The organism is Prevotella sp. E15-22, assembly GCF_023204875.1.
Classification (GTDB): Bacteria; Bacteroidota; Bacteroidia; order Bacteroidales; family Bacteroidaceae; genus Prevotella.
Genome location: NZ_CP096247.1, coordinates 275,517 through 302,345, shown reverse-complemented (window position 1 = coordinate 302,345; position 26,829 = coordinate 275,517). Strand labels below are relative to the sequence as shown.

Annotated in this window: 28 protein-coding genes and 1 tRNA gene; 14 read left to right on the top strand and 15 right to left on the bottom strand. The window is 49.7% G+C overall.

Translation table 11 applies throughout. The features are described 5' to 3' along the window. From M1D30_RS01190 to M1D30_RS01175, 4 genes are all read right to left on the bottom strand, one after another. Entirely contained in the window at nucleotides 1–2,583 is a 2,583-nt protein-coding gene (locus tag M1D30_RS01190) for a YfhO family protein (RefSeq protein WP_248505396.1), read from the bottom strand. A 252-nt stretch (nucleotides 2,584–2,835) separates the two neighbouring features. Then, a complete protein-coding gene (locus M1D30_RS01185) occupies nucleotides 2,836–3,912 on the bottom strand; it encodes an outer membrane protein (RefSeq protein ID WP_248505394.1) in 1,077 nt (358 codons plus the stop codon). A 515-nt stretch (nucleotides 3,913–4,427) separates the two neighbouring features. Further along, nucleotides 4,428–4,811, bottom strand: a complete 384-nt coding sequence (locus M1D30_RS01180) for a DUF86 domain-containing protein (RefSeq protein WP_248505392.1) — start codon at nucleotides 4,809–4,811, stop codon at nucleotides 4,428–4,430. After that, nucleotides 4,762–5,085, bottom strand: coding sequence for a nucleotidyltransferase family protein (locus M1D30_RS01175; RefSeq protein WP_248505390.1), 324 nt, complete (start codon nucleotides 5,083–5,085; stop codon nucleotides 4,762–4,764). The genes M1D30_RS01180 and M1D30_RS01175 overlap by 50 nt, the downstream gene beginning before the upstream one ends. A gap of 142 nt (nucleotides 5,086–5,227) precedes the next feature. Here M1D30_RS01175 and mtnN point away from each other — a divergent pair, with 142 nt between their 5' ends. Both mtnN and M1D30_RS01165 read left to right on the top strand, forming a co-directional pair. Then, nucleotides 5,228–5,872, top strand: coding sequence for a 5'-methylthioadenosine/S-adenosylhomocysteine nucleosidase (mtnN, locus tag M1D30_RS01170; RefSeq protein WP_248505388.1), 645 nt, complete (start codon nucleotides 5,228–5,230; stop codon nucleotides 5,870–5,872). 24 nt (nucleotides 5,873–5,896) lie between these two features. Continuing rightward, entirely contained in the window at nucleotides 5,897–6,391 is a 495-nt protein-coding gene (locus tag M1D30_RS01165; protein ID WP_248505386.1) for an S-ribosylhomocysteine lyase, read from the top strand. Nucleotides 6,392–6,404: 13 nt separating this feature from the next. Here the strand turns inward: M1D30_RS01165 and M1D30_RS01160 are convergent, their stop codons facing one another. The 5 genes from M1D30_RS01160 to M1D30_RS01145 form a co-directional block, all read right to left on the bottom strand. Then, nucleotides 6,405–6,968, bottom strand: a complete 564-nt coding sequence (locus tag M1D30_RS01160; RefSeq protein WP_248505384.1) for a hypothetical protein — start codon at nucleotides 6,966–6,968, stop codon at nucleotides 6,405–6,407. 14 nt (nucleotides 6,969–6,982) lie between these two features. After that, nucleotides 6,983–7,192, bottom strand: coding sequence for a hypothetical protein (locus M1D30_RS01155; protein ID WP_248505382.1), 210 nt, complete (start codon nucleotides 7,190–7,192; stop codon nucleotides 6,983–6,985). Next, nucleotides 7,189–7,620 carry a DUF805 domain-containing protein gene (locus M1D30_RS13765; RefSeq protein WP_371874143.1) on the bottom strand — a complete coding sequence of 144 codons (432 nt, stop codon included), beginning with the start codon at nucleotides 7,618–7,620 and terminating at the stop codon, nucleotides 7,189–7,191. Before M1D30_RS13765 ends, M1D30_RS01155 begins: the two co-directional genes overlap by 4 nt. 445 nt (nucleotides 7,621–8,065) lie before the next feature. Beyond that, nucleotides 8,066–9,868, bottom strand: a complete 1,803-nt coding sequence (gene typA, locus M1D30_RS01150; RefSeq protein WP_248505380.1) for a translational GTPase TypA — start codon at nucleotides 9,866–9,868, stop codon at nucleotides 8,066–8,068. A gap of 68 nt (nucleotides 9,869–9,936) precedes the next feature. Next, nucleotides 9,937–10,010 (bottom strand) — tRNA-Met (locus M1D30_RS01145). Nucleotides 10,011–10,207: 197 nt separating this feature from the next. Here M1D30_RS01145 and M1D30_RS01140 point away from each other — a divergent pair. The 10 genes from M1D30_RS01140 (at nucleotide 10,208) to M1D30_RS01095 (ending at nucleotide 20,973) form a co-directional block, all read left to right on the top strand. Further along, on the top strand, nucleotides 10,208–10,609 hold the full coding sequence (locus M1D30_RS01140; protein WP_248505373.1) for an START-like domain-containing protein: 402 nt from the start codon (nucleotides 10,208–10,210) through the stop codon (nucleotides 10,607–10,609). Between the two features lie 125 nt (nucleotides 10,610–10,734). Next, nucleotides 10,735–12,678 (top strand): LptF/LptG family permease, encoded by a 1,944-nt coding sequence (locus M1D30_RS01135; protein WP_248505371.1) that lies wholly within the window; start codon nucleotides 10,735–10,737, stop codon nucleotides 12,676–12,678. Between the two features lie 9 nt (nucleotides 12,679–12,687). After that, entirely contained in the window at nucleotides 12,688–13,896 is a 1,209-nt protein-coding gene (locus M1D30_RS01130) for a bifunctional 3,4-dihydroxy-2-butanone-4-phosphate synthase/GTP cyclohydrolase II (protein ID WP_248505369.1), read from the top strand. A gap of 93 nt (nucleotides 13,897–13,989) precedes the next feature. Then, nucleotides 13,990–15,186: a pyridoxal phosphate-dependent aminotransferase gene (locus M1D30_RS01125; RefSeq protein ID WP_248505367.1), complete on the top strand. Its 1,197-nt coding sequence runs from the start codon at nucleotides 13,990–13,992 to the stop codon at nucleotides 15,184–15,186. 171 nt (nucleotides 15,187–15,357) lie between these two features. Then, complete coding sequence (locus M1D30_RS01120) at nucleotides 15,358–16,188, top strand: MotA/TolQ/ExbB proton channel family protein (protein ID WP_248505366.1); 831 nt, start codon at nucleotides 15,358–15,360, stop codon at nucleotides 16,186–16,188. 31 nt (nucleotides 16,189–16,219) lie between these two features. Further along, a complete protein-coding gene (locus tag M1D30_RS01115) occupies nucleotides 16,220–16,888 on the top strand; it encodes a biopolymer transporter ExbD (RefSeq protein WP_248505364.1) in 669 nt (222 codons plus the stop codon). A 3-nt stretch (nucleotides 16,889–16,891) separates the two neighbouring features. Next, on the top strand, nucleotides 16,892–17,623 hold the full coding sequence (locus tag M1D30_RS01110; protein WP_248505356.1) for a biopolymer transporter ExbD: 732 nt from the start codon (nucleotides 16,892–16,894) through the stop codon (nucleotides 17,621–17,623). Nucleotides 17,624–17,643: 20 nt separating this feature from the next. Beyond that, nucleotides 17,644–18,480, top strand: coding sequence for an energy transducer TonB (locus tag M1D30_RS01105; protein WP_248505354.1), 837 nt, complete (start codon nucleotides 17,644–17,646; stop codon nucleotides 18,478–18,480). A gap of 16 nt (nucleotides 18,481–18,496) precedes the next feature. Continuing rightward, on the top strand, nucleotides 18,497–19,453 hold the full coding sequence (locus M1D30_RS01100) for a PstS family phosphate ABC transporter substrate-binding protein (protein WP_248505352.1): 957 nt from the start codon (nucleotides 18,497–18,499) through the stop codon (nucleotides 19,451–19,453). An 86-nt stretch (nucleotides 19,454–19,539) separates the two neighbouring features. Beyond that, nucleotides 19,540–20,973: a lipopolysaccharide assembly protein LapB gene (locus M1D30_RS01095; RefSeq protein ID WP_248505350.1), complete on the top strand. Its 1,434-nt coding sequence runs from the start codon at nucleotides 19,540–19,542 to the stop codon at nucleotides 20,971–20,973. Nucleotides 20,974–21,172: 199 nt separating this feature from the next. Here the strand turns inward: M1D30_RS01095 and M1D30_RS01090 are convergent, their stop codons facing one another. Continuing rightward, entirely contained in the window at nucleotides 21,173–21,343 is a 171-nt protein-coding gene (locus tag M1D30_RS01090) for a 4Fe-4S binding protein (RefSeq protein WP_091813699.1), read from the bottom strand. A 160-nt stretch (nucleotides 21,344–21,503) separates the two neighbouring features. Between M1D30_RS01090 and M1D30_RS01085 the strand changes: the two genes are divergently transcribed. Then, entirely contained in the window at nucleotides 21,504–22,244 is a 741-nt protein-coding gene (locus tag M1D30_RS01085) for a porin family protein (RefSeq protein ID WP_248505348.1), read from the top strand. Here M1D30_RS01085 and M1D30_RS01080 read toward each other — a convergent pair. Continuing rightward, on the bottom strand, nucleotides 22,225–23,073 hold the full coding sequence (locus tag M1D30_RS01080) for a bifunctional UDP-sugar hydrolase/5'-nucleotidase (protein ID WP_371874141.1): 849 nt from the start codon (nucleotides 23,071–23,073) through the stop codon (nucleotides 22,225–22,227). The genes M1D30_RS01085 and M1D30_RS01080 overlap by 20 nt on opposite strands. Nucleotides 23,074–23,108: 35 nt before the next feature. Then, nucleotides 23,109–23,870: a 5'-nucleotidase C-terminal domain-containing protein gene (locus tag M1D30_RS01075; RefSeq protein ID WP_248505346.1), complete on the bottom strand. Its 762-nt coding sequence runs from the start codon at nucleotides 23,868–23,870 to the stop codon at nucleotides 23,109–23,111. A 237-nt stretch (nucleotides 23,871–24,107) separates the two neighbouring features. Between M1D30_RS01075 and rplS the strand changes: the two genes are divergently transcribed. After that, nucleotides 24,108–24,479, top strand: coding sequence for a 50S ribosomal protein L19 (rplS, locus tag M1D30_RS01070; RefSeq protein WP_248505344.1), 372 nt, complete (start codon nucleotides 24,108–24,110; stop codon nucleotides 24,477–24,479). A gap of 81 nt (nucleotides 24,480–24,560) precedes the next feature. On the opposite strand, the gene M1D30_RS01065 is transcribed toward rplS, so the two are convergent. The 3 genes from M1D30_RS01065 to M1D30_RS01055 are packed head-to-tail and all read right to left on the bottom strand — an operon-like array spanning nucleotide 24,561 to nucleotide 26,721. Further along, the gene (locus M1D30_RS01065; protein ID WP_248505342.1) at nucleotides 24,561–25,382 is read right to left on the bottom strand and encodes a hypothetical protein; all 822 of its coding nucleotides are present in this window, start codon (nucleotides 25,380–25,382) and stop codon (nucleotides 24,561–24,563) included. Then, nucleotides 25,375–25,578, bottom strand: coding sequence for a hypothetical protein (locus M1D30_RS01060; RefSeq protein ID WP_248505340.1), 204 nt, complete (start codon nucleotides 25,576–25,578; stop codon nucleotides 25,375–25,377). Before M1D30_RS01060 ends, M1D30_RS01065 begins: the two co-directional genes overlap by 8 nt. 3 nt (nucleotides 25,579–25,581) lie before the next feature. Then, nucleotides 25,582–26,721 (bottom strand): glycosyltransferase family 1 protein, encoded by a 1,140-nt coding sequence (locus M1D30_RS01055; RefSeq protein WP_248505338.1) that lies wholly within the window; start codon nucleotides 26,719–26,721, stop codon nucleotides 25,582–25,584. Nucleotides 26,722–26,829: the final 108 nt, after the last annotated feature.

The following is a 26,829-nucleotide window of genomic DNA, read 5'->3' as shown; positions in this document are numbered from 1 at the left end:
TTAATTCGCTTTCTTCTTTCTCACCTGCAGCACCACCACCAGCACAATGAGCAGCAGCAGGATGGCCAGTGCTACATAAGCCAGTGTCTCAGTGGTCTTCACCGATTGTGGGAAGAAGCTCAGCACCACCTCGTGCTTACCAGCCTCGATGTGCAGGGCACGCAGCACGTAGTTCACACGACCCAGCTCCACCTCCTGGCCGTCGACAGTGGCCGTCCAGCCAGGATAGTAAATCTCTGAGAGTACCAGCACGCCACCCTTACCATCAACAGTATAGGTCAGCTTATTGGGTGCATACGATGTCATCTGAACAGTGGTGGTTGAATCCTGAGCCACAGCCTGACCCAGAACGGCCTCAAACTGCTTGTCGGCCACGGCCTCATGGCGCAGGTTCAGTTTGCCCAGTGCGTCAATCTCGTCGTTGGCATTGTCCACATAGCTCACATGGTCCACCATCCACGCATTGCCAAAAGCATAGGGGTTCTGCACGGCGATGTTCTGCTGAGCCATGAGGAAGTACTTGGTGTTCAGCATGTTGATGACAGGCCAGATGCTATCGCCGTTCACCACGCTCAGGTCGGTACCAGTGGTAGAGAGTGCCTGACGCACAGCATTCAACTGGTCTGAGAGGTAATACTCAATCAGTTCCTGATAGCGGCGCAGCTTAGCAGGATGATAGCCACCCACACTCTTATGATAGTAAGAAGTCTCGTTCTCGTTGAACACATTGCCAGCCAGGTTCAGCACGCGATAGTCGAGCGACGTATCGGCCAGAATCTGACGGTCGGCATCGGTCATGGGGCGCACCTGCTGGCGCTCCACCTTCTTCACAAACTGCTTGGTGTCGTTGGGGTTCAGATAGCGACGGTTCACTGTCCACAGGTCTGTGAGACACAGCACCAGCAAGCCAGCCACCAGCATCCAGGCCTTGAACTTCGTCTTCATGCAGTAGGCCAGGAGCATCAGCGTGCCCACCAGGATGATGAGGAACGAGCGCCAGCAGTCGGCCGTGAACACAGCCTGACGGGCCTTACTCAACGCCTCGAGCAGCGCATCAGCACTGGCAGGTGGCGGCAGGATCTGTCCAAACAGCTTGGCCTCGGCCTCCGTATAGAAATCAAAGAACGTGGTGGGTGTCACAGCAAACAGCAGGGCCACGCCACCCGTCAGGCCAAAGGCCACTAGCACAGCCTTGAAGATATACTTACGCTCCTGCGCCGTGCCGTCCTCCACTTTCTGCCACACCTCCCTCAGGGCCAGCATGGCCATCAGGGGAATGGTGAACTCGGCAATCACAAGGATCGACTCAACAGCTCGGAACTTGGCATACATGGGCACATGGTCGATGAAGAAGTCGGTGAGGCCCATGAAGTTCTTACCCCATGCCAGCATGATACTGAGCAGCGTGGCCACCAGCAAGCCCCACGTCAAGGGGTTGCGATAGCACACCAGCAGGCACAGCACGGCCAGCAGCAGCACGAAGGCACCCACATAGACAGGACCCATGGTGCCGTTGGCACCCTCCTCCAGGTTGTCGTTCCAATATTGTGTGAAATAGAGGCCGTTCTGACTCAGATAGTCGAACACCTGCGGAGCCGACATGCTCTGTCCAGGACCCACGTTGACGCTCATACCCTGAATGGCCTCGCGTGCATTCTCGTCGTCCCACAGCAGTTTCATCGACGTGCCACCCTTCACATTGGGCACCAGCAGCGACCATGTCTCGCCAATGCCATAGCTATAGTCAGTGATATACGAGCGCTCCAGTCCGCTGTCGGTCTGATTGTCGGCATTTTGCTTCACCAGTTCGCTCTTGCCACGCATGGTCTCCTTCGAGAACTCCCACGTGTGATAGAGGTTCGACAGGTTCACCATCACGCCCAGCAGTCCACCCACGATGCACACGCCCGTGGCTTTGAGGAAGCGCACATACTCCTTCTTGATGATGGCATCAACCAGGAAGGCGATGATCATCAGCAGGATGACAAACAGATAGTAGTAGGTCATCTGCACGTGGTTGGCATTCACTTCCATCGCTGCAAACAGGGCCGTCACGATGAGGCCCCACATATATTTCCCTCGATAGGCCAGCACAATACCGCCAATCATCGGAGGTAGATAGGCCAGAGCCATCACCTTCCACAGGTGGCCGGCAGCGATGATAATGAGGAAATAGGTGCTGAAGGCCCACAACACAGAACCCAGTGCAGCCAGGTGCTGACGGAAGTTGAAGGCTCGCAGCAGGATATAGAAGCCCAGCAGATAGACAAACAGATACCACACATTGTCGGGCAGCCACAGGTGATAGGCCTTCTCGACGGCCGACAGCGTTGAGGTGCTGCCATACGAGGGGGCTATCTGATAGGTGGGCATGCCCGAGAAGATGGCGTTGGTCCAACGCGTGCGCTCACCCGTACTATTATAATATTGTGTACTCTCCTGACCCAGTCCGATGCCGGCTGACACGTCGCCCTGGTTCAGTACTCTGTTCTGCACGTCGGCCGGATAGAAATAGGCAAAGGCCAACACGGCAAAGAACACCACTGCCAGCACGTCTGGCAGCCATTGTTTTAGAATTTTCATAACTTGCAAGTTTCTTATTTTTGGGTGCAAAATTACTATTTTTTTCTTAATATACAACAGGTTTCCATAAAAAAAGACTCTGGAAACGGCATCACTGCTATCTCCAGAGTTTGCCAACTTATTTACGTCAGCGTAGGCTTATAATGTTATTAATATCGGTATATTCTTTTTGTCCTATATACATGGATGCAAGAAAGACCGATATGTCAATTTCGGACAATCACGTTTTAATCTTTTTTAACGTCTCAGGCATTAGAAATAATACCTGGCCGTGAGCATCCAAGCACTTTGGTCGTAGCCATAGCGCTCGTTTTTCTCGAGATGAACACCCGATGGGGCCGAAAAACTGCTGGCAAAGCCCACCGACTCGATGCCAAGGCCAAAGCCATCGGTGAGCATCAGCTCCAGACCCAGGTCGGCCTTCGAGCCAAATCCCAGTTGCGCATTCCCTGGGTCGTTATAGTAGGCTGCACCCAGACCAAGAGAAAGATCAAAGCGCAACTTCTCAACAATGTTCAACCTCAGGATGCCACACAAGCCCACATAGCCCAGCGTATAGCTGCCTTTGTAGGTACGGCTGCCTCTGGTCTCGTTGACATCGGTATAGCTGAAGAAAGAATCCAATCCCCATCCCCACGAGGAACTGGCAAAGCGGCCATAGGTCAGGGCCACGCCCATGCCACCCAGATGAGACAGCGGCTTACCGTCGTCTGCATAAACCTCGGAGGTTGTTTTCACAGGACCAACGCTCATCTTAAAGAAAACATCTTTCTCTTTTTTTATCTTTGGATAAACCACTGCATCGTCTGTATACCAGCGGTCTGTGCTCGCAACGTCCTCCTGCAGCGCGACTGTGTCCTGCAGGATGGTCTCTTCTGGCAGCACCTCGGCCACCTCTTCGATAGCCACTGGAGCTGGTTTTCTGCGGATGGCGGTCATGGCTTCCAACTGATCCAGGCGGAAAGGCGAGAGTGTGAGCGAATGGTCCACCTGGCCTTTGGTCAGACCCATCGTGGCCTTCACACTGTTCTTCTTGGCGTCAACAGTATCAATCACCAGCACATTACCTCCCTTTCTGGCCGTTTCCTGCACAGCCAAGCTCACCATGCGGCCATATTGTTTCCTGACCGATGCGCTTCGGCCGTTCACCACCACGTGTCCGATGGCACCAGTACCAGCAGGCAGCTCGTCGGCAGCACCAATAATCATCACATAGTTTGTGGGTTGAGGTTCAAAGTCGTTAGTGAGCATTTCGGATGTCACCTTGGGCGAGCATCCCACCATGCCAACCGCAAGCACCATTAAAAGTGCGTGTTTAATTTGGTTCATGTTTTATAATTTAATTAATATTTAATTTGCATACAAAGGTACATATTTTTTATCTATCGGAGAAAACTTTTTTCAAGAAATTGACATTTTTACAATTAATTTCTACAAGGAATAAATATTACAATAGCGCCTCTGAGATTTAAAAATTCTGAGCCAAAAATTTTTTCTGTGCGTACAGGCGAAATATGAGCATGTTCGTAAATCATTGAAAATGAGAGGCTTACGAAATTAACTCGAAAAGTGTAAAGATTTAGAAAGCGTTCGAATATTCGTTTAGGTTGTAACGGAGCCTGAGTTACACTGCAACGGAGCCTGTTTTGCATGGTAAAACAGCATGAGTTGCATCGTAAAACAGCCTCCGTTGCATGGTGAAATCGATAGGGGTCCCTCCAAAGGTCATTTTTACCCCATTTTTGCATTCTAGTTTGCATTTTTTCAGAACCCTGTTTTTTAGCAGTATTTTTTTACAATCATCTATATCACAAGACACAAAAACAAAATCTTATGCCATGAATTTAGATATTATCTTTAAAATACAATATCGCCTTCTTTAGAGGATTCAATTCTTTGCTGATAACTCCAAAAACAACATCAGCATCAACCTCGAAATAATGATGGGCCATAATATCGCGAATGCCCATAACTTTTTTCCAAGGAATACTTGGATAGGTAGGAAGCAATTTTCCCTCAGACACCTTATCCAGGTTCTTTATAGATTCACCAATGGCAATCAACACCATACATGCTGCATCCAATTTCTCCATTCCACCTGGAGTAGAAAGGAAATCATCAACTGAACGAATATTCTTCGTCCTTTCCTGAAGTCTTCCTATGGCCAATTCAATCTGGTCAAGCGTATGCAAAACGATCGGCAGGTTCTCTGAAGATATCGATTCCATCTTTTTCTATTTGCTTAAGTAAAAAAAGGTCATTGTTCCGATGCTTTCTCACAACATCAACACTACAACCTAATAAGTTTTCAAGAAACTCTTTCAAACCAATTATCTGAAACAAATCAGGTGCCATCTCGACAAACACATCCACATCGCTTGCCTCTTTCTGCTCATTGCGAGCCACAGAGCCAAACAAGCGAAGCGAACGAACATCATAGTCTTCAATAATCGTATGCTTGTTCGCCAAAATTCTGTCGATGCATTCTTGTCTACTTATCATATCTGCTGCAAATATACGAATTATTCTGCTACACGCAAAAATAAATGCCTGTTTTTTTGTATTCTCGCTGTTATATCCCCCATTCTATTGGTTATCAACCAAAAAAGTTGTAACTTTGCAGCCAAAGAAACAAAGAAGAATTATGAGAATAGGAATTATTGTTGCCATGGACAAGGAGCTGCGACAGCTTCAGGAGGTGTTTAAAGACAGCGACGTGCTGGTGCAGAAGTGCGGCATTGGCAAGGTGAACGCAGCGTTGGGCGCACAGAAGATGATCAACGAGTTTCACCCTGACGTCATCATCAGCAGCGGATGCGCTGGTGGCAACGGCGACGACATCAACGTGCAGGATATCGTGGTGAGCTCAGAGCTGTGCTACCACGACGTGTATTGCGGCAAAGCCATCGACGATACCACCGTCTATGGCCAGGTGCAGGGTCTTCCTGCCCGCTATCAGGCCGACCCAGAGTTGCTGCGCAAGGCCATCAGCCTTCAGACACCCAACATCAGTCTTCACCCAGGCCTCATCGTCACTGGCGACTGGTTTGTGGATTCGAAAGACAAGATGCGCGAGATTATCGGCCACTTCCCTGAGGCCAAGGCCGTTGATATGGAGTCGTGCGCCATTGCCCAGACCTGCTATATCAACAAGGTGAAGTTCATCTCGTTCCGTGTGGTGAGCGACATTCCCCTGCGCGACACTGACGCCTCGCAGTATCACGATTTCTGGAACACCGTGGCCGAGAACTCATTCCAAACCACACGCGCCTTCGTGGAGAGCCTCTAATCCCTAACCCTAATTTTAAATAAAATGGAAGTAATACAAAGTTTTACGATAGACCACACACAGTTGAAGCCAGGCATCTATGTCTCACGCGAGGACAAGGGCTTCACCACGTTCGACCTGCGCATCACAGAGCCCAACAAGGAGCCTGCCGTTGCCCCTGCCGCCATGCATAGCATGGAGCACCTCATGGCCACCTGGTTTCGCAACAGTCGTGCCAAGGACGATGTAGTTTATGTGGGTCCAATGGGCTGTCTCACAGGCATGTATATCATCATGACTGGCACATACACAGCAGAGGACATGCGCCAGCTCACCATCGAGTGTCTGGAGTGGATTATCACCCAGACCGAGGTGCCTGCCACTCGTCCTGAGGCCTGCGGCAATTACCTGCTGCACGACCTGCCCATGTGCATTTGGGAATGCCGTCGCTATCTGGATCGCCTGAAGAACGATTTCCACTCAGAGTACACCAAGCTCCAGATTACGCTCGACGACGGCAAGGTGTTTGCAGATGCTTGAATCATAGGAACCATCAAAAACTTGGTTCCTTTTCGCCACGCGTATAGACCGTTTCACCACTGTCGCCGTTGGTCACATAGCCGCCAGTGAAACTAAGTGTGGAATCGTTGGCAGTGATGAAACGTGCATTCAGACTATAGGCATTTGCTGATGTCCAGTCGCGCTCGCCGTCATAGCTGGCTGAGAGCCAAAGTTTGTTTGAACCAACACCATCGGCATCGCGTTCCCACGACAGTTTCCATGTGCCTGTGAACGTGCCATTATAGTCATAAAAGTCCTGCCAGTCCGTATAATACTGCTCGCCATCAATGGTGACGAGCTTTCGAGTTTGCCACTTGCGCATTCCTGTGAAAGTGCCATCGGCATTGAACGTCAGGCGTTCGAAGAACCTTCCCTTCTCTTTGATATATTCAACATGCCATGTCCCAACAACGAGTGGCCCATACTGTTCTTTCAACTGCATGGCTTTTTCGTGCGCCTCTTGGTCAACATATTTTGGTTCATCACTGCTGCAAGAGGTGAACACAATAGTTGCTATAAGGATAATATAAATGGCTGTAAAAAGATTCTTTTTCATGCTCCCAGCAACTATTAACATTCTCTATCCTTCTTCTCCTTCCTTTTCTCATCCCATAATCGCAAATAGTCCCCCACTAGCGCAGCGAGGAAGGTAGAAAAGGAGTAATGTAAGAATTCTGACATATCGACTAAGCCAATCAGCACGAAAACGCCAATAACGACAGCAGCTGCGACAGCTGCAGCAAAGATATTCTTGAGAAGAGTGATAAGATGCTTTTTCATTTCTTGTTGTAAAAATAATCCCTTTCCAAACAGCAGAGTCCTAGGATGATAATATATGTTACACCATTAATAATATAGTACCATGACAATTGATCGTAATACCTGAGGAGCCAACCTGCAACGATATCAAAAGACAAAATGCAACCTATCACATAAAGTGGAACACCCACGTCATTTAAACGCTGAATACTCAAACATATTGAAAGACATAAAACAAATATGCCAAGGACAGTATCAACAACAAGCTGAGCCACAAAGAGATTGTCTGTGATGTAATCATTCCATAGGTATTGGGGAATGAATACTAACACAGAAAAAAGAAACAACAGCAACATAGAAGACCAATAGTCCTTACGGTCGCACCGTTTACTATACCACTTCTCTCCATGCTGGCTAGAAAATAACGCATTCAAAGCAGTTCTAATCATTTTAATGTTCTTAATTTATTGTTTAATGTCACAAAATAATGGAATCTTTTTCATAAACATTATAGAAACAGATATAATGTTATAACATTCAGAAATGAGACAAACGCCAGTCCACCCACAGAGAACAAAACTCCAGGCTCTCGATCTAAAGCCTTTTTAGAAAGTTCTTTAACTAGCCATACCAGCAATCCTAACGTTAACACTACTGGAACTGAAATAAGTACATATCGCAATATTGGGCTATGCGCAATTACTTCTTTCCAAGTAAAGAGGAAACACATAGCTAAGGCATAGTAGACAAAAACTACCCAAGTCAAAATGTTTATCGCTGATTTTTGCATAACTTATAAAGTTTAATTTTCGATGTTACAAAAGTAATAAAAAAAAACGAACGACCTCAACATCGTTCGTTTTTTTCACATTATTTATATTTCTCGAATATTTTTTACTGACGGCTGGCCTTCTTACGCTGGTCGTGATCAAGAATGGCTTTGCGCATGCGCATCGACTTGGGAGTAACCTCAACCAACTCGTCCTCCTTGATGTATTCCAGACACTCCTCAAGACTCATGATGACCTTGGGGATGATGCGAGCCTTTTCGTCTGTACCAGAAGCACGCACGTTGGTGAGCTGCTTGGCCTTGCAGACGTTGACAACAAGGTCGTTGTCGTGAACATGCTCACCTACAACCTGACCCATATAGACATCCTCGCCTGGATCGATGAAGAACTTACCACGGTCCTGCAATTTGTCGATGGCGTAGGCAAAGGCGTTACCAGTCTCGAGGGCAATCATTGAACCGTTGACACGACGCTCGATCTCGCCCTTATAGGGCTGATACTCCTTGAAACGGTGGGCCATGATGGCCTCGCCCTGAGAGGCGGTGAGGACATTGGTGCGCAGACCAATGATGCCACGTGAGGGGATGTCGAACTCGATATTGGTGCGCTCGCCCTGACTCTCCATAGAGGTCATCTCGCCCTTACGGCGTGTCACCATATCGATCATCTTAGAGGCAAACTCCTCAGGAACGTTGATGGTGAGTTCCTCAACGGGCTCGTGCTTCACACCATTAATTTCTTTATAGATAACCTGGGGCTGACCCACCTGGAGCTCGTAGCCCTCGCGACGCATGGTCTCGATGAGCACTGAGAGGTGGAGCACACCACGGCCAGAGACAATCCACTTATCGGTTGAGTCCTCGAAGGGCTCTACACGCAGGGCAAGGTTCTTCTCGAGCTCTTTCTCCAAGCGGTCGTTGATGTGGCGCGAGGTGACAAACTTACCTTCCTTGCCAAAGAAGGGCGAGTCGTTGATCATGAAGAGCATCGACATGGTGGGCTCGTCAATAGCGATGGGAGGCAGGGGCTCTGGGTTCTCGATGTCGCAGATAGTGTCGCCAATCTCGAACTTGTCGAGGCCGATGACAGCACAGATATCGCCACACTCCACCTCGTCGATACGCTGGTGACCCATGCCATCAAAGACGTGGAGCTCCTTGATCTTGGTCTTCTCCATAGAGCCGTCGCGATGGGCAATGGTGACCTGCATACCGTCCTTCAGGGTGCCACGATGAACGCGACCCACAGCAATACGGCCAGTGTAGCTCGAATAGTCGAGCGAGGTGATGAGCATCTGAGGGGTACCCTCGATCTTCTGGGGAGCAGGGATAACCTCGACGATCTTATCTAATAAATAGGTGATATCGGTGGTGGGCTTGTTGTAGTCCTCACTCATCCAGCCGTTCTTGGCAGAGCCATAGACAACAGGGAAATCCAACTGATCTTCTGTGGCGTTGAGCGAAAACATGAGGTCGAAGACCATCTCGTAGACCTCTTCAGGACGACAGTTAGGTTTGTCGACCTTGTTGACCACCACGATGGGTTTCAAACCAATCTGCAGAGCCTTCTGCAGCACAAAACGGGTCTGAGGCATAGGACCTTCGAAGGCATCGACCAGCAACAGACAGCCATCGGCCATGTTGAGCACACGCTCTACCTCGCCGCCAAAGTCTGAGTGGCCTGGAGTGTCAATGATATTGATCTTGGTGCCTTTCCAGTTGATAGAAACGTTCTTGGAAAGGATGGTGATGCCGCGTTCGCGCTCAAGGTCGTTGGCGTCGAGCACCTGATTACTGAGATTCTGTCCCTCACGGAAGAGATTACCAGCCAGCATCATCTTGTCCACGAGCGTAGTCTTGCCGTGGTCTACGTGTGCAATAATTGCAATGTTTCTAATGTCTTGCATAATCCTAATACCTTTAAAAAAAAAGTGCCGAAGCATCCCTCGGCACAATCTTACATTTTGTTGTCTAGTAGCGGGAGCCGGGATTGAACCGGCGACCTCATGATTATGAATCATGCGCTCTAACCAGCTGAGCTATCCCGCCATCTGCTCGTAAGCGGGTGCAAAGGTACTGCTAAAAAACGAAAAACACGTCATGAGAGACCAGAAATTTGCCGAACTTAACGTTTTTTATGAATTCAGACGTATTTTTTCGACTATATTATTGGGGTTTTGCTGCCTTTTTCGTACCTTTGCCACCGTAAAACCTAATTCGTAGCAAACAAAAAAGCTAACTAAAACATGATGCAGAAACAACGTTTAAACTTAGAATATCCCCTATCAGCAAGAAAGCCCGACCTGCTTTGGCAGCTATTGAGCACAGACCACGGACTGGAACGATGGCTGGCCGACCACGTAGAAGAGGACAACGGCGTTATGCGACTGACCTGGGGCGACTTGTACGGAGAGCACCACACACTGAGCGCCAACATCATGGAACGGCAGAAGAACAGTCACATCAAACTGCAATGGGTGGACGAGGACGACCCTGATGCTTATTGGGAGATGCGAATAGGACAAAGCGAGCTGACTGAGGAACTGTGCTTATGCGTGGTGGACTACGCGCCAGCCGAGGATATTGAAGACCTGCACGAGCTCTGGGACGACAATCTGGACCGCCTGCACCAGTCGAGCGGATTCTGAAGAAAACGACTGGTTGAGGGAATTGAAAATTGAGAATTGTTATTTAATTAATGTGAAGAGCTGCGTTTTTTCATTTCTCAATTTTCAATTCTCATTTTTTATCACTACCTTTGCAGCCTGTTAGTATGTTTAGAATAAAAAAGTTAGACATCTTTATCACCAAGCAGTTCGGGCTGCTATTCGTGGGAACCTTCTTCATCTGCCTCTTCGTACTGATGATGCAGTTCCTGTGGCGTTATGTTGACGAACTGATTGGAAAAGGACTGTCGCTGGAAATCCTGGCGCAGTTCTTCTGGTATATGGGCTTGGGACTGATGCCACAGGCATTTCCCCTGGCCATCCTGCTGTCATCGCTGATTGCATATGGTAACCTGGGCGAGAGCTCGGAGCTGACGGCCATCAAGGCGGCTGGCATCTCGCTGATGCAATCGATGCGCTCGCTCATCGTCATCACCATCCTCATTGCATGCATCTCGTTCTTCTTCCAGAACGTGGTGGTGCCTCATGCCAACGTACAGTTCTCGCAACTGCTACTCTCGATGAAGCAGAAGAGTCCGGAGCTGGAGATTCCTGAGGGCATCTTCTATGGCGGCATACCTGGCTCGAACCTCTATGTAGAGAAGAAGGACCTGGAGACGGGACGCCTCTACGGCATCATGATTTACAGGCAGTCGAACTCGTATGAGGACCAGACGATTATTCTGGCCGACTCGGGCATGCTGCAGTCGACGGCCGAGAAGAAACACTTGCTGTTGACGCTGTGGAGCGGCGAATGGTTTGAGAACATGCGCTCGCAGGACATGGGCGGCACGGCCGAGGTGCCCTACAGACGTGAGACTTTCTCGCACAAGACCATCCTATTGGATTTCGACGGTGACTTTAACCTGGCGGATGTGGCGGCTATCTCTGGCGACGCAAAGGCAAAGAATCTGAAAAAGATTATGACTGACCTGGACTCCATCCGACTGTCGAACGACTCGATTGGCAGGCAGTTCTACCAGGAGGCACGCGGCTATACGCTGTTTGCAGCCGAGCTATCGGCCAGCGACTCGACAAAACTGCAGAGCATGAAAGCCGAGGAGATGCCCTGCATGGACAGCATCTATGCCAGGATGAGCAAGGACCAACAGCGCGAGGCAACAAGAATGGCGGCCCGACAGGCTCAGAACGCCGTGAACGACCTGAGTTTCAAGAGCGACTATGCCAACCACATCAACCGCAATGAACGCACGCACATGATCGAGGCCATCGGCAAGTTCACGCTGGCGCTGTCGTGCATCATCTTCTTCTTTATTGGCGCGCCGCTGGGTGCCATCATCCGAAAGGGCGGACTGGGTGTGCCTGTCATCATCTCGGTTCTGGTGTTCATCGTCTATTACATCTTCGAGAACTCGGGCATTCGCATGGCACGCGACGACAACTGGACGGTGTGGTTCGGTACAAGCATATCGACCATGGTGCTGGCGCCACTGGCTGTCTTCTTTACGTATAAGGCCAACCGCGACTCAACGATGTTTAACATCGACGCCTACAAACAGCTCGTCATGCGCATGCTGGGACTGAGAGTGCATCGTAACATCACCAAGAAGGAGGTGATCATCGAGGAGCCTAAGTACTTGCTTGACGCTGACATGCTGACGAACATCAACGTGGACATCAACAAGTACTCGGAGCAACACAAGCTGCTGCGATGGCCCAACCCCATCAACGTGTTCTTCCGCCCTGGCGACGACCATGACATTGAGCATATCTTCCACGTGTTGGAGGTGGCGGTCGAGGACTTGTCGTACACACGCAACAACCAGGTACTGATGATGCTGAACCAGATTCCTATCATTGCCACGCATGCTCACACGCGTCCGTTTGAGCGCAAGTGGCTGAACATCATCATAGGACTGTTCCTGCCCACAGGCCTGTTCTTCTATTTCCGCATGATACGTTTCCGTGTCAGACTATATAAAGACCTGCAGAATGTCATCCGTGTGAACCAGGAACTGATTCCTAAGGTGGTGGAACTGGGCGACATTAAGACTGAGGCAAAAATGTACGTAGAACCAACTAGTAAGTAAAAGAAAGAAATGGATACACTTAGACTGAACAACATAGAGGAGGCCATTGAGGACTTCCGCGAGGGTAAGTTTGTGATTGTGGTGGACGATGAGGACCGCGAGAACGAGGGTGACTTAATTTGTGCCGCCGAAAAGATTACGCCGGACATGGTGAACTTCATGCTGAAATATGCGCGTGGCGTGCTCTGCGCACCCATCACCATTAGTCGCAGCGAGGAGCTGGACCTGCCACGACAGGTGAGCGAGAACACCAGCGTGCTGGGCACACCGTTCACAGTGACGGTGGACAAGTTGGAGGGATGCACAACTGGTGTGTCGGCTCACGACCGCGCTGCCACCATCCAGGCTCTGGCCGACCCAACGTCTACGCCTGAGACCTTCGGACGCCCTGGCCATATCAACCCGCTGTATGCACAGGATAATGGCGTGCTGCGTCGCAGTGGCCACACGGAGGCAGCCATCGACCTGTGTAAGTTGGCTGGACTCTACCCTGCCGGCGCGCTGATGGAGATCATGAACGACGACGGCAGCATGGCTCGCATGCCTGAGCTGACGGCCTTTGCCAAGGAGCATCAGCTGAGGATCATCACCATCAAGGACTTGATTGCCTATCGCCTGAAGAAGGAATCGCTCATCGAAGTGGGCGAAGAGGTGGACATGCCCACGGAATATGGTCACTTCCGCATCATCCCCTTCCGCCAGAAGAGTAACGGACAGGAGCACTTCGCACTGATCAAGGGTGAATGGAAAGAAGACGAGCCTATCCTCGTGCGTGTACATTCTTCTTGTATGACGGGCGACATCCTGGGTAGCCGTCGCTGCGACTGCGGCGAACAGTTGCACAAGGCCATGCAGAAGATTGAAGAGGAAGGCAAGGGCGTGATTGTCTATATGCAGCAGGAGGGCCGTGGCATCGGACTGATGAACAAGTTGGCCGCCTACAAACTGCAAGAGGAGGGATACGATACAGTGGACGCCAACCTCTGCCTGGGCTTTAAGGCCGACGAGCGCGACTATGGCTGTGGCGCACAGATGTTGCGCCAACTGGGTGTGCACAAGATGCGACTGATGACAAACAACCCCGTGAAGCGTGTGGGACTGGAGGCTTACGGACTGGAAATCGTGGAGAACATCCCCATCGAGGTGACTCCCAACCAGTATAACCTCCGCTACCTGAGAACCAAGCAGGAACGCATGGGACACACTTTGCATCTATAAAACCCCAAAAAGAGAAAAAAAGAAAGATTCTTTTCGTTGTCACGAATAAAATGATTAATTTTGCAGGCTGAAAAAGAACATTTTGATAAAAATATGGCACAATTATCCAACCGTTTACAAAGACTTGCGCCTTCGGCTACACTCGCCATGTCGCAAAAAAGCTCTGAGATGAAAGCCCAGGGCATTGACGTGATTAACTTGAGCGTCGGCGAACCCGACTTCAACACGCCCGACCGCATAAAGGAGGCTGCCAAACAGGCTGTAGACGAGAACTACTCGCGCTACTCTCCCGTTCCTGGCTACCCTGAACTGCGAAAGGCTATCGTTGAGAAGTTAAAGCGTGAGAACGGACTGGACTATACATCGAATGAGATTCTGGTGAGCAACGGTGCTAAGCAGAGTGTGTGCAACACAGTGATGGCACTGGTGAACCCTGGCGAAGAGGTGATTATTCCTGCGCCCTACTGGGTGAGCTATCCTCAGATGGCACTGCTGGCTGGCGGCACACCTGTGTTCGTTGAGGCTACTTTTGAGCAGAACTTCAAGATGACACCCGAGCAGCTGGAGGCTGCCATCACACCTAAGACACGCCTCATCATCCTCTGCTCGCCCAGCAACCCTACGGGGTCTGTCTATAATAAAGAGGAACTGCGCGCACTCGCAAACATTATATTAAAGCACGAGGATCTGTTCGTGCTGGCCGACGAGATCTATGAACACATCAACTATGTGGGTCACCACGAGTCAATCGCTCAGTTCCCTGGCATGAAAGATCGCACCATCATCGTCAATGGTGTGTCGAAGGCTTACGCCATGACAGGCTGGCGCATCGGCTATATCGCAGCACCCGAATGGATTGTCAAAGGCTGCAACAAACTGCAAGGACAGTATACCAGCGGACCCTGCTCTGTGAGTCAGAAGGCTGCCGAGTTTGCCTACACCGACAGTCAGGAGTGCGTAGAGGACATGCGCAAGGCTTTTGAACGCCGCCGCAACCTCATCGTGGAACTGGCTAAGCAGATTCCTGGACTGGAGGTTAACGTGCCCGAGGGCGCTTTCTACCTCTTCCCCAAATGCTCAAGCTTCTATGGCAAGACAACACCCAGCGGAAAGGCTATCAACAACAGCACCGACCTGGCCATGTATCTGCTGGAGGAAGGTCATGTGGCTACCGTGGGCGGCGACGCCTTTGGTGACCCGAACTGTTTCCGCATGAGCTACGCTACAAGCGATGATAACATCCGAGAAGCCATGAAGCGCATCGGCAATGCGCTAAAATCATTAAAATAATCGTTAAATGTAGTTAAACACTGACGCGATAAACGTTTATTTTGTTACCTTTGCGAGGTCAAAGTGCCCAATGGCTAAAAAGCCAGTGGTATATACGCTCGCTAACTAGCATATTATTGAACAACATACATTTAATTCATTTAATAACTCAAAAACAAAAAAAACAAAATTATGGCAACAACAAAACCTGCTGCTCCCGCAGCAAAAAAGACAAGCAGCGTTGGTATTAAGGACGCTATCTGGGTGATTGCAATTTGCGCAGTTATCGCTTTCTTGAACTTCTTCCTGAACTTCGGTCAGTCAGCTAACTTCGAAGGTGGCGATCCCGCAGGTTCTCCTCTGAACATCTGGGGTACCATCTATAAGGGTGGTGTTATCGTGCCTGTGATCCACACTCTGTTGCTCACCGTTATCTTCATGGCTATCGAGCGCGTGCTCGCTCTGAGCAAGTGTATCGGTAAGGAGAAGCTCGCTGCTTTCCTGGCTAAGATTAAGGCTGACCTGAAGGCTCTGAACTTCGACGCTGCTCTGCAGCACTGCAACGCTCAGGGTGGTTCAGTGGCTAACGTTGTTCGCGCTACTGTTATGGCATACAAAGAGGCTGACGCCGCTCAGGGTGTAAAGAAGGAAGTGAAGATCGCTCGCATCCAGGCTGCTCACGAGGAGGCTATCGCTGTTGAGATGCCTACTCTGACCATGAACCTGCCCATCATCGCAACCATCGTTACTCTGGGTACTCTGACTGGTCTGCTCGGTACTGTGGTTGGTATGATCAAGTCATTCCAGGCTCTGGCACAAGGTGGTGGTGGTGACTCTGTTGAGCTGTCTGCTGGTATCTCTGAGGCTCTGATTAACACTGCCTTCGGTATCGGTACTTCTTGGCTCGCAGTTGTATCTTACAACTTCTTCACCAACCGCATCGACAAGATTTCGTTTGCACTGGACGAGATTGGTTATTCACTGGCTCAGACCTACAACGCTACACACGCAGACGAGGCTTAATTTTGTCTAACCCTTTAAATATTAAACCACTATGGGTAAGATAAAAATTAAGAAAACCGACGTCTGGATTGACATGACGCCCATGTCGGACGTGATGGTGCTGCTGCTGACGTTCTTCATGCTGAGTGCAAACTTCACGAAGAACGAAGTGGTGAAGGTTGTTACGCCTGGTTCTACGACCATGGCTAAGGTATCTTCATCGGCAGTGCTCGACATCACTATCGACCCACAGGGCCGCGTGTTGATGGGAACAGACAAGACCGTGACGTTGGAGAAAGCGCTGGATCAGATGCTGAAAGAGCGCGAAACAACCCTCACACCTGAACAGAAGAAGGATTTCCTGGTAGGTACTCAGATTGGTATTCCCGTGAAGAGCCTGCCCGAATATCTGAGCAGAACGCACGAGGATCAGGTGAAACTGCTGAAGACTACCGGTATTCCTACCGATAGCTTGCAGAACCGTGAGGACAAGATGAGTGAATTCCAACTCTGGGTGAAAGCAATGAAGAATGGTTATAAGGAGTGGTACAACGATCTGGCTGATGCCGAGAAGGTTGGTGTTGCCAATAAGCTCGAAATCTGCATCAAGGCAGATAAGGAGACTCCTTACAGCGCGGTTAAAATGGTTATTGCAGAATTGCAGGACATCAACGAGAGCCGCTATAAGTTGGTTACACAGTTAAAGAAATTGGAGGAATAAGATATGGCTAAACAAAAAGAAAGCAAGCAGAAAAAGATGAATGTCCGCGTCGACTTCACGCCGATGGTGGATATGATGATGCTTCTTATTACCTTCTTCATGCTGTGTACAACTTTGGCTAAGCCTCAGGCTATGCACCTGACCATGCCTGCAAAGGATGATACCATGACGGCTGAAGACAAGGATAAGTCAAAGACCGAGCAGACCATCACATTGTATCTGGCTGCTGATAACAAACTGTACTACTACATCGTGGACCACAAGGAAGACTTCGGTAAGCCCGAGTTCCTGAAGGAGACCACATGGGGTAAGGAAGGTATCCGCGAAGTGCTTCGCAACCACCGTCACGCTCCTACCAAAGTGCTGATGGACGCCAAGAAGCAGTTGGACAACTGGTTTAACGCTCTGCCTAAGAGCCAGCAGGAAGCCAATGACTCTGTCTATAACCGTGCTATGATCATGATTAAGAAGGGTCACGTGGATATTGTTAACAACGACCAGCTCGATAAGGCTCGCTACGACAAGGTTGACAAGGACATGAGAGACTTTACAGAGACCAATATGGTGCCCACACTGGCTGTGAACATCAAGCCTCTGGACAACTCAAACTACGACAACCTCGTAACGATTCTGGACGAGATGCAGATTTGCTGTATCGGTAAGTACGTGATCGATAAGATTGACCCTGAAAAGGATCTGCCTATTCTGATTGAGAACGGTATTAAGATCGATTAACCCATTAAAACGAAAGAACTATGTCTAAGATAGATCTGTTAGATCAAAAATGGATTGACCTCGTATTCGAAGGAAAGAACGAGGCCTACGGTGCTTATGCCATTCGTCAGAATACCAACAAGCGTAACCTCTATGCGATGCTGGCTCTCTTTGCCGGTATCATCGCTATCGTGGGTAGCTTCCTGCTGGTTAACGTGGCTTCTGAAGCCATCGCAGCAGCACAGGCTGAACACGAGACCGAGGTAACTCTTGAGCAGATTGAGGAAGAGGCTGAGGAACAGGAAGAGGAAGAGGTGGTCTACGACGTTGAGGAGCTGGAGCAGCTCGTTGCTGAGGAGACCGTCATGAACTCTGAGAAGTTCACCGCCTATGAAATGGAAGACGACGCCCCCGATCAGGTTACTAAGACTCAGGACGAAATCGCCCAGAGTGATGTGGCCGTAGGTGCCGTTGACTATGACAAAGGTAGTGACGAGGCTGACCACGTGTTGAAAGTAACTGAAAAAGTGGTAGACGAGGTTCCCCCTGTGAGAGAAGAGACAAAGGTTTGGGACGTAGTAGAGCAGATGCCTTCTTTCAAAGGCGGCGATCAGGCTCTGATGGACTACCTCCACAAGTCAATTCGCTACCCTGCTATTGCCGAGGAAAACGGTATCCAGGGTCGTGTAGTATGTACCTTCGTCGTAGAGCGTGACGGTTCAATCACCGACATCAAGGTGGTTCGTTCCGTTGACCCCTCACTCGATAAGGAAGCCGTACGTGTGCTGAAGGCTATGCCAAAGTGGATTCCTGGTAAGCAGAACGGTTCTGCTGTACGTGTGAAGTTCACTCTGCCTGTTACCTTCAAACTCCAGTAAGCATCAAACAAAAAAAATGAATAGAACCCAATTCAATACATTATTAATTGGATTGTCACTCTTTATAGGCTTGTTCCCATCATGTGGGAACAAGCCTTCTGACGATACCTACAAGCAGCAGTCTAAGTACTTTGCTGCCGACGAGAGTCTGAGTCCCATCATCAACGAGGAACTGGACATCTTCAACATGAAGAACAAGCGCGACTCCATCTATCCGCTCTACATCAGTGAGCAGGAGGCCGTAGAGAAACTGATGAACCAGGAAGTCCTGCTGGTGTTCACCACCCGCCGACTGACCCCCAACGAAGAAGAAACGCTTAAGCAAATGAAATATAGGCCAACATGCACCGAACTGGCTTACGATGCCTTGGCCCTCATTGTGAACAAAGCCAACCCCGACACACTGATCACTGTTGACACCTTCCGTAAGATTATGGCGGGCGAGGTGACTCAATGGAGCGAATTGAACCCAGAATCAAAGATGGGCAAAATTAAAGTGGCCTTCGACAACCCCAAGTCGGGCACACTGCGCTATGTGGTCGACTCCATCATGCAAGGCAAACAGGTGAAGACCGACGGCAATGTGAAGGCCGCCATGACCAGTGCCGAGGTGGTAGAATATGTAGAGAACAACAAGAACGCCATCGGCGTGGTGGGCTCCATCTGGTTGAACGACCAGCGCGACACCACAAACCTGACGTACAACCGCAATATCACCGTGATGAAAGTGGGAAGAGCCAAGGAGGCGCTGCGTGAGAATACCTACAAGCCCTCGCAGTGGAACATCGCCTACAACTATTACCCCTTCATTCGTACCATCTATGCCATCTGCATAGACCCGCGTTCAACGGGTGTGGCTCGTGCCTTCAAGAACTTCTGCTGGCTGCCTAATCCTGGTCAGCTGATCTTCTTCAACGCAGGTCTCTTCCCTGCCCGAGCCGAGTATTCCGTGCGCGACGTTGTCATAGACTAGATTAAACGATTAGTCAGAATAAACATCAAAGGTAAAAAGGATATCAATTTAGGATACGAAGTTTAACTGTTCAAACCCAAATGATTATGAAGACAATGAAATATTTTATGATGGGTGCCCTGCTGTTTGGATGCAGCGTTGGCACAATGGCACAGGACGGCACAAGCGCCGACGTTGATGCCCTGAAGAGTTTGATTAAGAACAAGCCCGCTGACTTCAGCAAGCAGGTAAAGAACTACGTTAACAAGAACAAGAAGAACGTCGACAACCTCATGGCTTTCGGTCGTGCTTTCTACGAGGCTGGTGACTCTATCAACGCAAAAGATTGCGCTAGCAAGGCTCTGAGTCTGAAGAAGAACGACTATGCTCCCGCATATATCCTGCTGGGCGACATCGCTGGAATCAACAACGGTGGTGAGGCAGCCAGAATGTATGAGCAGGCTATCTACTCTGACCCCAAGAACCCTGAGGCTTATCGTAAGTATGCTATCATCTATAGTAAGGTGAGTCCCGAAGGTGCTGTGGCAAAGCTTGAGGAGCTCCGTCAGGAGGTTCCCGGCTATCCCGTTGACCGTCTCATCGGCCACATCAGCTACTCACAGATGCGTTATGCTACCGCTATCGAGGCCTTCTCAAAGGTAGCCAAGAACGATCTCACCCGTATGGACTTCATCGAGTATGCTATGGCCAACTACCACGGTCGTCAGTATGCTAAGGCACTGAGCATCGTGAAGGACGGTCTGAGCAAGGAGCCTCTGAATGCTACCATGACACGTATTGCCATGCTATGCAGCAACGAGCTGAAGCAGTTCCCCGAGGCTTTGGAGTATGCCAACACCCTGTTCAACAAGGTTAACAAGGATAGCGTAACCATCTCAGACATGGACTATCAGAACTACGCACAGGCATTCTATGGCAATGGTCAGTTTGAGGAGGCTATCGCCAAATATAAGGAGGCACTGGCAAAGGCTGAGGACAAGAGCGTACATGCCGACATCTACAAAGGCATCTCTGACTCATACAAAAGCATGAAGAACTATCCCCAGGCTATCGAGAGCTATCAGCAGTTCCTGAACGCCAAGGCCGACGCCGACGCTACCGACTATGCCGGTCTGGGTCTGTTGCAGAACAGCTACGCTCGTTCTTTGGAAGGCGACGCTCGTATTGCAGAATTTGCCAAGGCCGACCAGATGTGGGCCGACCTGATTGCCAAGTATCCCGATGCCGAGGAGTTTGCACTGTTGCAGCGTGGACGTCTGAGCGCACAGCTGGATACCGAGTTGAAGGGCACCGCTAAGGCACACTTCACACGCCTTATCGAGCTTGTCAATGCTCACGAGACCATCGACGAGACCGACAAGAGCCGTCTGTTTGACGCTTATTCATACCTGATGCGTTACAACCTGAAGCAGAAGGACAACAAGACTGCCCTGAGCAACGCAGAGAAGCTGCTGGAGCTTCAGCCCAACGACGCCGAGGTAAAGAAGGCTGTTGAGACTCTGAAGAAGTTGGTGAAGTAATATTCATCTAACACATATACGACGAATGCCGACCCTGCACTACTGCAAGGTCGGCATTTATTATATATTAATACCAGAACCATGATAGATAGACTACAGAAAGATAATAGATGGGTAACGTATTTAATATATATACTTATAAGAAAAGCGGGGAATTCCGAAAGGAACTCCCCGCTTATGGGTTTATGAAGCTAATTGATTAGCCCAGGCTGATAGCCTCAGAAGGACAAACGCTAGCGCAGGTACCGCACTCAGTGCAAGCATCAGCGTCGATTACGTACTTATCTGCACCCTCAGAGATAGCCTCAACGGGGCACTCACCCTGACATGTACCACAAGAGATACAGTCATCGCCAATTACATATGCCATAGTTCTTAATTTTTATGAGTTAATACTTAATTATAGTGATGCAAAGATACTAACTTTTTCCGAACAATACCAAACTTTAGGTATGTTTTTTTAATAATTTATACTATGTCGAAATAATCACCAAAACAATAACCCACACATTTTTACGTTATTGATAATAATGAAACGAATTGTCAGTATCATGCTGCTCGTCCTTATCGCCATGACAGCAGTAGCACAGAAGCGAAAGGTGCAGAACAAACCCTATATCGACCTGCGCCCTCTACATTTCGGCATCAGTCTGGGAGTGAACATCCAGGATGCCGAAACAAGTAACGTGGGTCCGCAGCTCATGGAAGACGGCAGCACACGTACCATCACCTGCGATGTGGACAACTGGAACCCAGGATTCAGCGTAGGTGTGCTGGGCGACATGCGCCTCAGCGACAACTTCAACATCCGCATATCCCCCACCCTTCATTTCGGTTCCAAGCACCTGGTGTTTCGCGACTTCGACAACCTGAACGACGCAGGAAAGCCACGCGAAGAAACCCAAGACCTGAAGAACACCTACCTGTCGGTACCCATCGATTTGAAGTTCTCGGCACCACGCTTCAACAACTACCGCCCCTATGTGGTGGCAGGTATCAGTCCGATGGTCAACATGTCGAGCAAAGGACAAGACTACGTCCAACTGAAACGTTACGATGCCATGATAAACGTTGGTATGGGCTGCGACCTATATCTGCCGTTCTTCAAGCTCATTCCAGAGATTAAGTTCTGCTATGGCCTAGCCAACGTCCTCGACAAGAACCACGTCAACGAACTGACTGACGCCAACAAGCGCGTCTTCTCGAACAGTGTCAACGGCATTGATGGCGTCAGAACAAAGATGTTTCTATTTACTCTTTATTTCGAGTAAGTGTCAACTGCATCTTGCCCACAAAGACAGCATGCTTACCCTCGTGGTCAACAGGCACCTGACGCCCCTCCTTGTCAGTCACATAGCCCAGCGTCTTCAAGTAAGTATGACTATGCCCACCCAGCACCAGGTCGATGCCACTAGTCTGACTGATAAACTTATCATCAGGATACTCAGACACCTCCCAGCCCAGGTGACTCAAACAGATCACCACATCACACTTCTCCTGACGGCGCAACACATCCACCATTCGAGTAGTCACCTCCACAGGATCCAGGAACTTCAACGGACCGTAGTTCTTGGCCGACACCAGTCCCTCTAAAGGCGGACACAAGGCAAAAACGCCAATCTTCACCCCCTGACGTTTCAGCACGATATAAGGCTTCACGATGTCCTTCAATTCCGTATCGCCAAAGTCATAGTTCGAGCACACGATAGGAAACTCAGCCATCTTAAACAGTCGGATCATATTATCCAGGCCAAAGTCAAACTCATGGTTACCGATCGTCGCTGCATCATAATGCATGCGGTTCATCAGCTCCACCTCCACATCACCCTTGAACATCGTATAGTAGCTGGAGCCCTGCGAAAAGTCGCCACAGTCGAATAACAGCAGATTTGGTTCCTTCTGACGTTCCTGCTTCAGCATGGCGATGCGACGCAGGAAACCGCCGCGGTCGGCCAGCAACGTATCAGCCAGACTCTTATTCAGCGGCAATATACATGAATGCGTATCGCTGGTGTGCAACACTGTAATCTTCTTTGTGCCCTTAGCGCTGCCACAAACCACCACCAGCAGCAGGGCTATCATCATTACTATTCGTCTCATCTTCATAGAGTTATTCACCTTTCAAATATCACCTTTCACTTCACCACGATACGACCTTCCACCTCAGCGCCAACAATCTTGCCCGCCTTCATCATCTCGCGGAAATAGTCGGCAATGATATAACGCGCATTGTTCTTGGCATCCGAGGGAGAGTTCAGCACCGTAGCCTCCTTGAACACAGACAGTCCATCATTACCCTGCGCCAGATAGTCGATTGTCGTAATGCGATAACTGGCATTCGGATCAATCTCCTTTCCATTCAATCGCGCCGACACCAGAGCACCGTCCTTTGAGATAACCAACTGCACACCATGACTGACGCCCTCGCCACCACGCGCAGCAATCTGCTCAAACAAACGCGTCACCTGCTTGCCCGTCATGGTCAGGAAGCAAATCTTATTCTCAAACGGCGCAATGTCAAGCACATCACCCACCGTCACGTCACCCCTCAGCAAGGACGCACGGATGCCGCCCATGTTATACACGGCAAAGTCAGGCTTCTCCTGATAATACTTCGCCATATACATAAAGATATCAGGCAGCAGGTTCGACAACTTACTCTCAGGACGCTCCGCCACCATGTCGCAGGCAGCCTGTCCCACCACAGGACCCATCACCGAGTCAACCTTCTGCTTATAGGGTGCCAGAAAAGCCGTCGCAGCAGCATCAGGCGTTGCGTCGTAGGTATTATCAATCAATATTCTTGTACGACTCACATTCGTCACTTGATAGTGCGATGTGCAGGCTGTCAGCATCAAAAACGAAGCCACAGCCCCTAAGAAAACACCATTTCTCATAGTAGTTTATTTTTCTGCAAAATTAGCAAAAATAGTTCAGAGTCTGCAACTTACGGATGCGAATTTATTACTAAAAAACGTTAATAAAGACCACTTTTCACCATTCCATTACCACTTTTCACTTAAAAAGCAGTACCTTTGCACCCGCTTTCCGCGTAATCGCTGGCAGGAAGATAGGAGAGTTGCCTGTTATGTTGCGTTGGAACGATACAACAAATTTAATTTATCAATAAAACAATGGATTTAATTAAAGTTGCTGAAGAAGCATTTGCAACCGGCAAGCAGCACCCCACCTTCAAGGCTGGTGACACTGTAACTGTCGCTTACAAAATTATCGAGGGTACCAAGGAGCGCATCCAGCTCTATCGTGGCGTAGTCATCAAGATCGTAGGTCACGGTGAGAAGAAGCGTTTCACTGTTCGCAAGATGTCAGGCACCATCGGTGTGGAGCGTATTTTCCCCATCGAGTCGCCCAACATTGACAGCATTGAAGTGAACAAGGTTGGTAAGGTTCGCCGCGCTAAGCTGTACTACCTGCGTAAGCTCACTGGTAAGGCAGCCCGTATCAAGGAGAAGCGTACGGCTATCATCGCAAACAGCGAGGATTAAGAATCGCCTTCAACAAAAGAATAAAGCACCGCTATTCCCAAGGAACGGCGGTGCTTTTTTATGTCTTCACTCAACGCCTTATCACTCCAGGTATTCCTTTTGCAGCAGGTTACACTGTGTGATGTTGATATAATAGCCGTTCACAAAGAGTCCATGCTCGCGCAGGTTCACCACATCGTTGGCCGTCAGTATAATCCTATAGACCGTGGCCCCCTTACTAATCTGTACACATCCCCATGGGTTCTGCTCATTACTATTACCCTCGAGTGTTTTGGGCGTGGTGTTGATCACCGTCTTCAGCAACCAGTACGACACCTCCGGATTACTCGTCTCCGTCGATAACACAAACTCCAGTTTGTCGCCCTCATAGGCATCCTGAAACTTCTCCGGTCTCAGCAGGAAACCATCCTGCCAATTGCCAGTCTCGCAATTTCCCTTCCACAAGCTAATGGGAGTCCATGTAGCATTCTTGGGCGAGAGGTAAGCCTTGCTCAGCACCACGCGTCCCGTATCGGCCGTTTGCAGCACCACCTCGCTCACCGACTTCACATTCTGTCCATCGAAATAGCACGTCAGCGATTTGATGCCAGGCTTTCCCCACGTCTTCAGACTCGAGTTCACCATGATCTGCGTCACCACGTTCGTAGGTTCTGCAAACTCAAACGTCACCGACTCATAGTCCGACCAGTCAACCGGCAGGTTATTCTCCTTGACCGAAGCCACCAGTCCACCCCATGGCAATGAGTTATAGACAATGGATCCATCCTCCTGCTTCTCATAACTCTCATAGATGTTCCATGTGGTGTCAAAGCGCGGCATCAGGTTCAGCTCATCGTCTGCATCCTTCTTATCGCTGCAAGCCATCAGCCCAACCAAGCCAACCGCCATCAGAAGTTTAGTCATCGTGATCCCCATATTCCTTTGATTCGTAGTTAGTACGTCCGTCAGCCTCACCCTGCAATGCCTCCTGAAACGAATCCCAATCCTGGAAACCCACCAGCAGCGACAGGCGGTCCAGTGTTTTGTGATTAGGCTTGTGCAGCAGTTCCTTCTCCACTGCAGCCATCAGTTTCTTCAGTGCAAAATGTTTCTTTTCCATATCTCAAAGCATCTCTCTATATAAGTCCGCAAAACGCTGTGCAGCCCCCGTATTCTCAAAACGCTGCACATAAGTCATACTCCGTTCAATGCGCTGCTGTCTGCCCTCAGCCCCAAAGAGCACCTTACTGATGGCGTGCGCCATGGCCTCGTCGTCGTCAGGCGCCACATACAGGCTGTCAGGTCCGCCAGCCTCTTCCAGACACGAGCCCGTGCAGGCCACCACAGGCAGTCCCAAGCGGATGGCCTCAATGATGGGGATGCCGAAGCCCTCATAGCGCGAAGGATAGACAAACATGTCGGCCATGCGATAGAGCGCAGGCAAGTCCTCGTCGGGCACCCCATGCAGAATCAGCACACGTCCGCAGAGTCCTGTCTCATTCACATATTTCACCACCTCGTCGGCATAGGGCGTGCGACGCCCCACAATCACCAGCGACACGTCCTCAGGCAGTCGATGCAACGCCTTAACAGCCAGTAGCACGTTCTTACGCTGCTCAATGCTGCCCACGTTCAGTATGTAGCGGTCGGGCAAGCCATACTTTTGGCGCACCCGCCACAGGCCACGCTCGTCGGGCGAGTCAGAAAAGCGCTGGGCGCAACTCTGATAGATCACGTCCACCCTACTGGGGTCCACCCCACCCAACTCACATATATCGCGCTTGGTACATTCGCTGATAGCCACAATCCTGTCAGCCTCGCGCAGAGCATGATGAAACTTACGTGTATATATCTTAACGTCAATACTGTTGTAGTATTCAGGATGACGCATGAAAATCAAGTCGTGAATCGTGACCACCGTCTTGATGCCACGTTTGCGAATGCCCACAGGCAGTTCGCCCGACAAGCCATGAAACACCTGTACGCCATCTTCCACCATCTGTCCAACCATACCCTTCGTACGCCAGAGAGCCTTGCAGAAAGGCATCGTATAAAGGCCTTTCGGATAGCAATAGCTCAAGTTCCGTCGCTCAGGCACCTGTCCACGCAAATCATCCCTTCCTTTATCGGGTGCATAGAGTAGCAGGTTCAGTTCTTCCATAGCGGCCAGGTCGTTGGCCAGTGTTCGTCCATAGCTTCCCAATCCCGTGCCGTTTCGCACGATGCGCTTGGCGTCAAGTCCTATCTTTATGCTGTCATTCATAATCGTGTGCAAAGATAATAAATAAATTCTTAAAATGTTCGCCATCAAAGCGAAAAATATGCGTATTTTGTTCTGCACGAAGCGGATAGGCCATTGTTTTTTCAATAT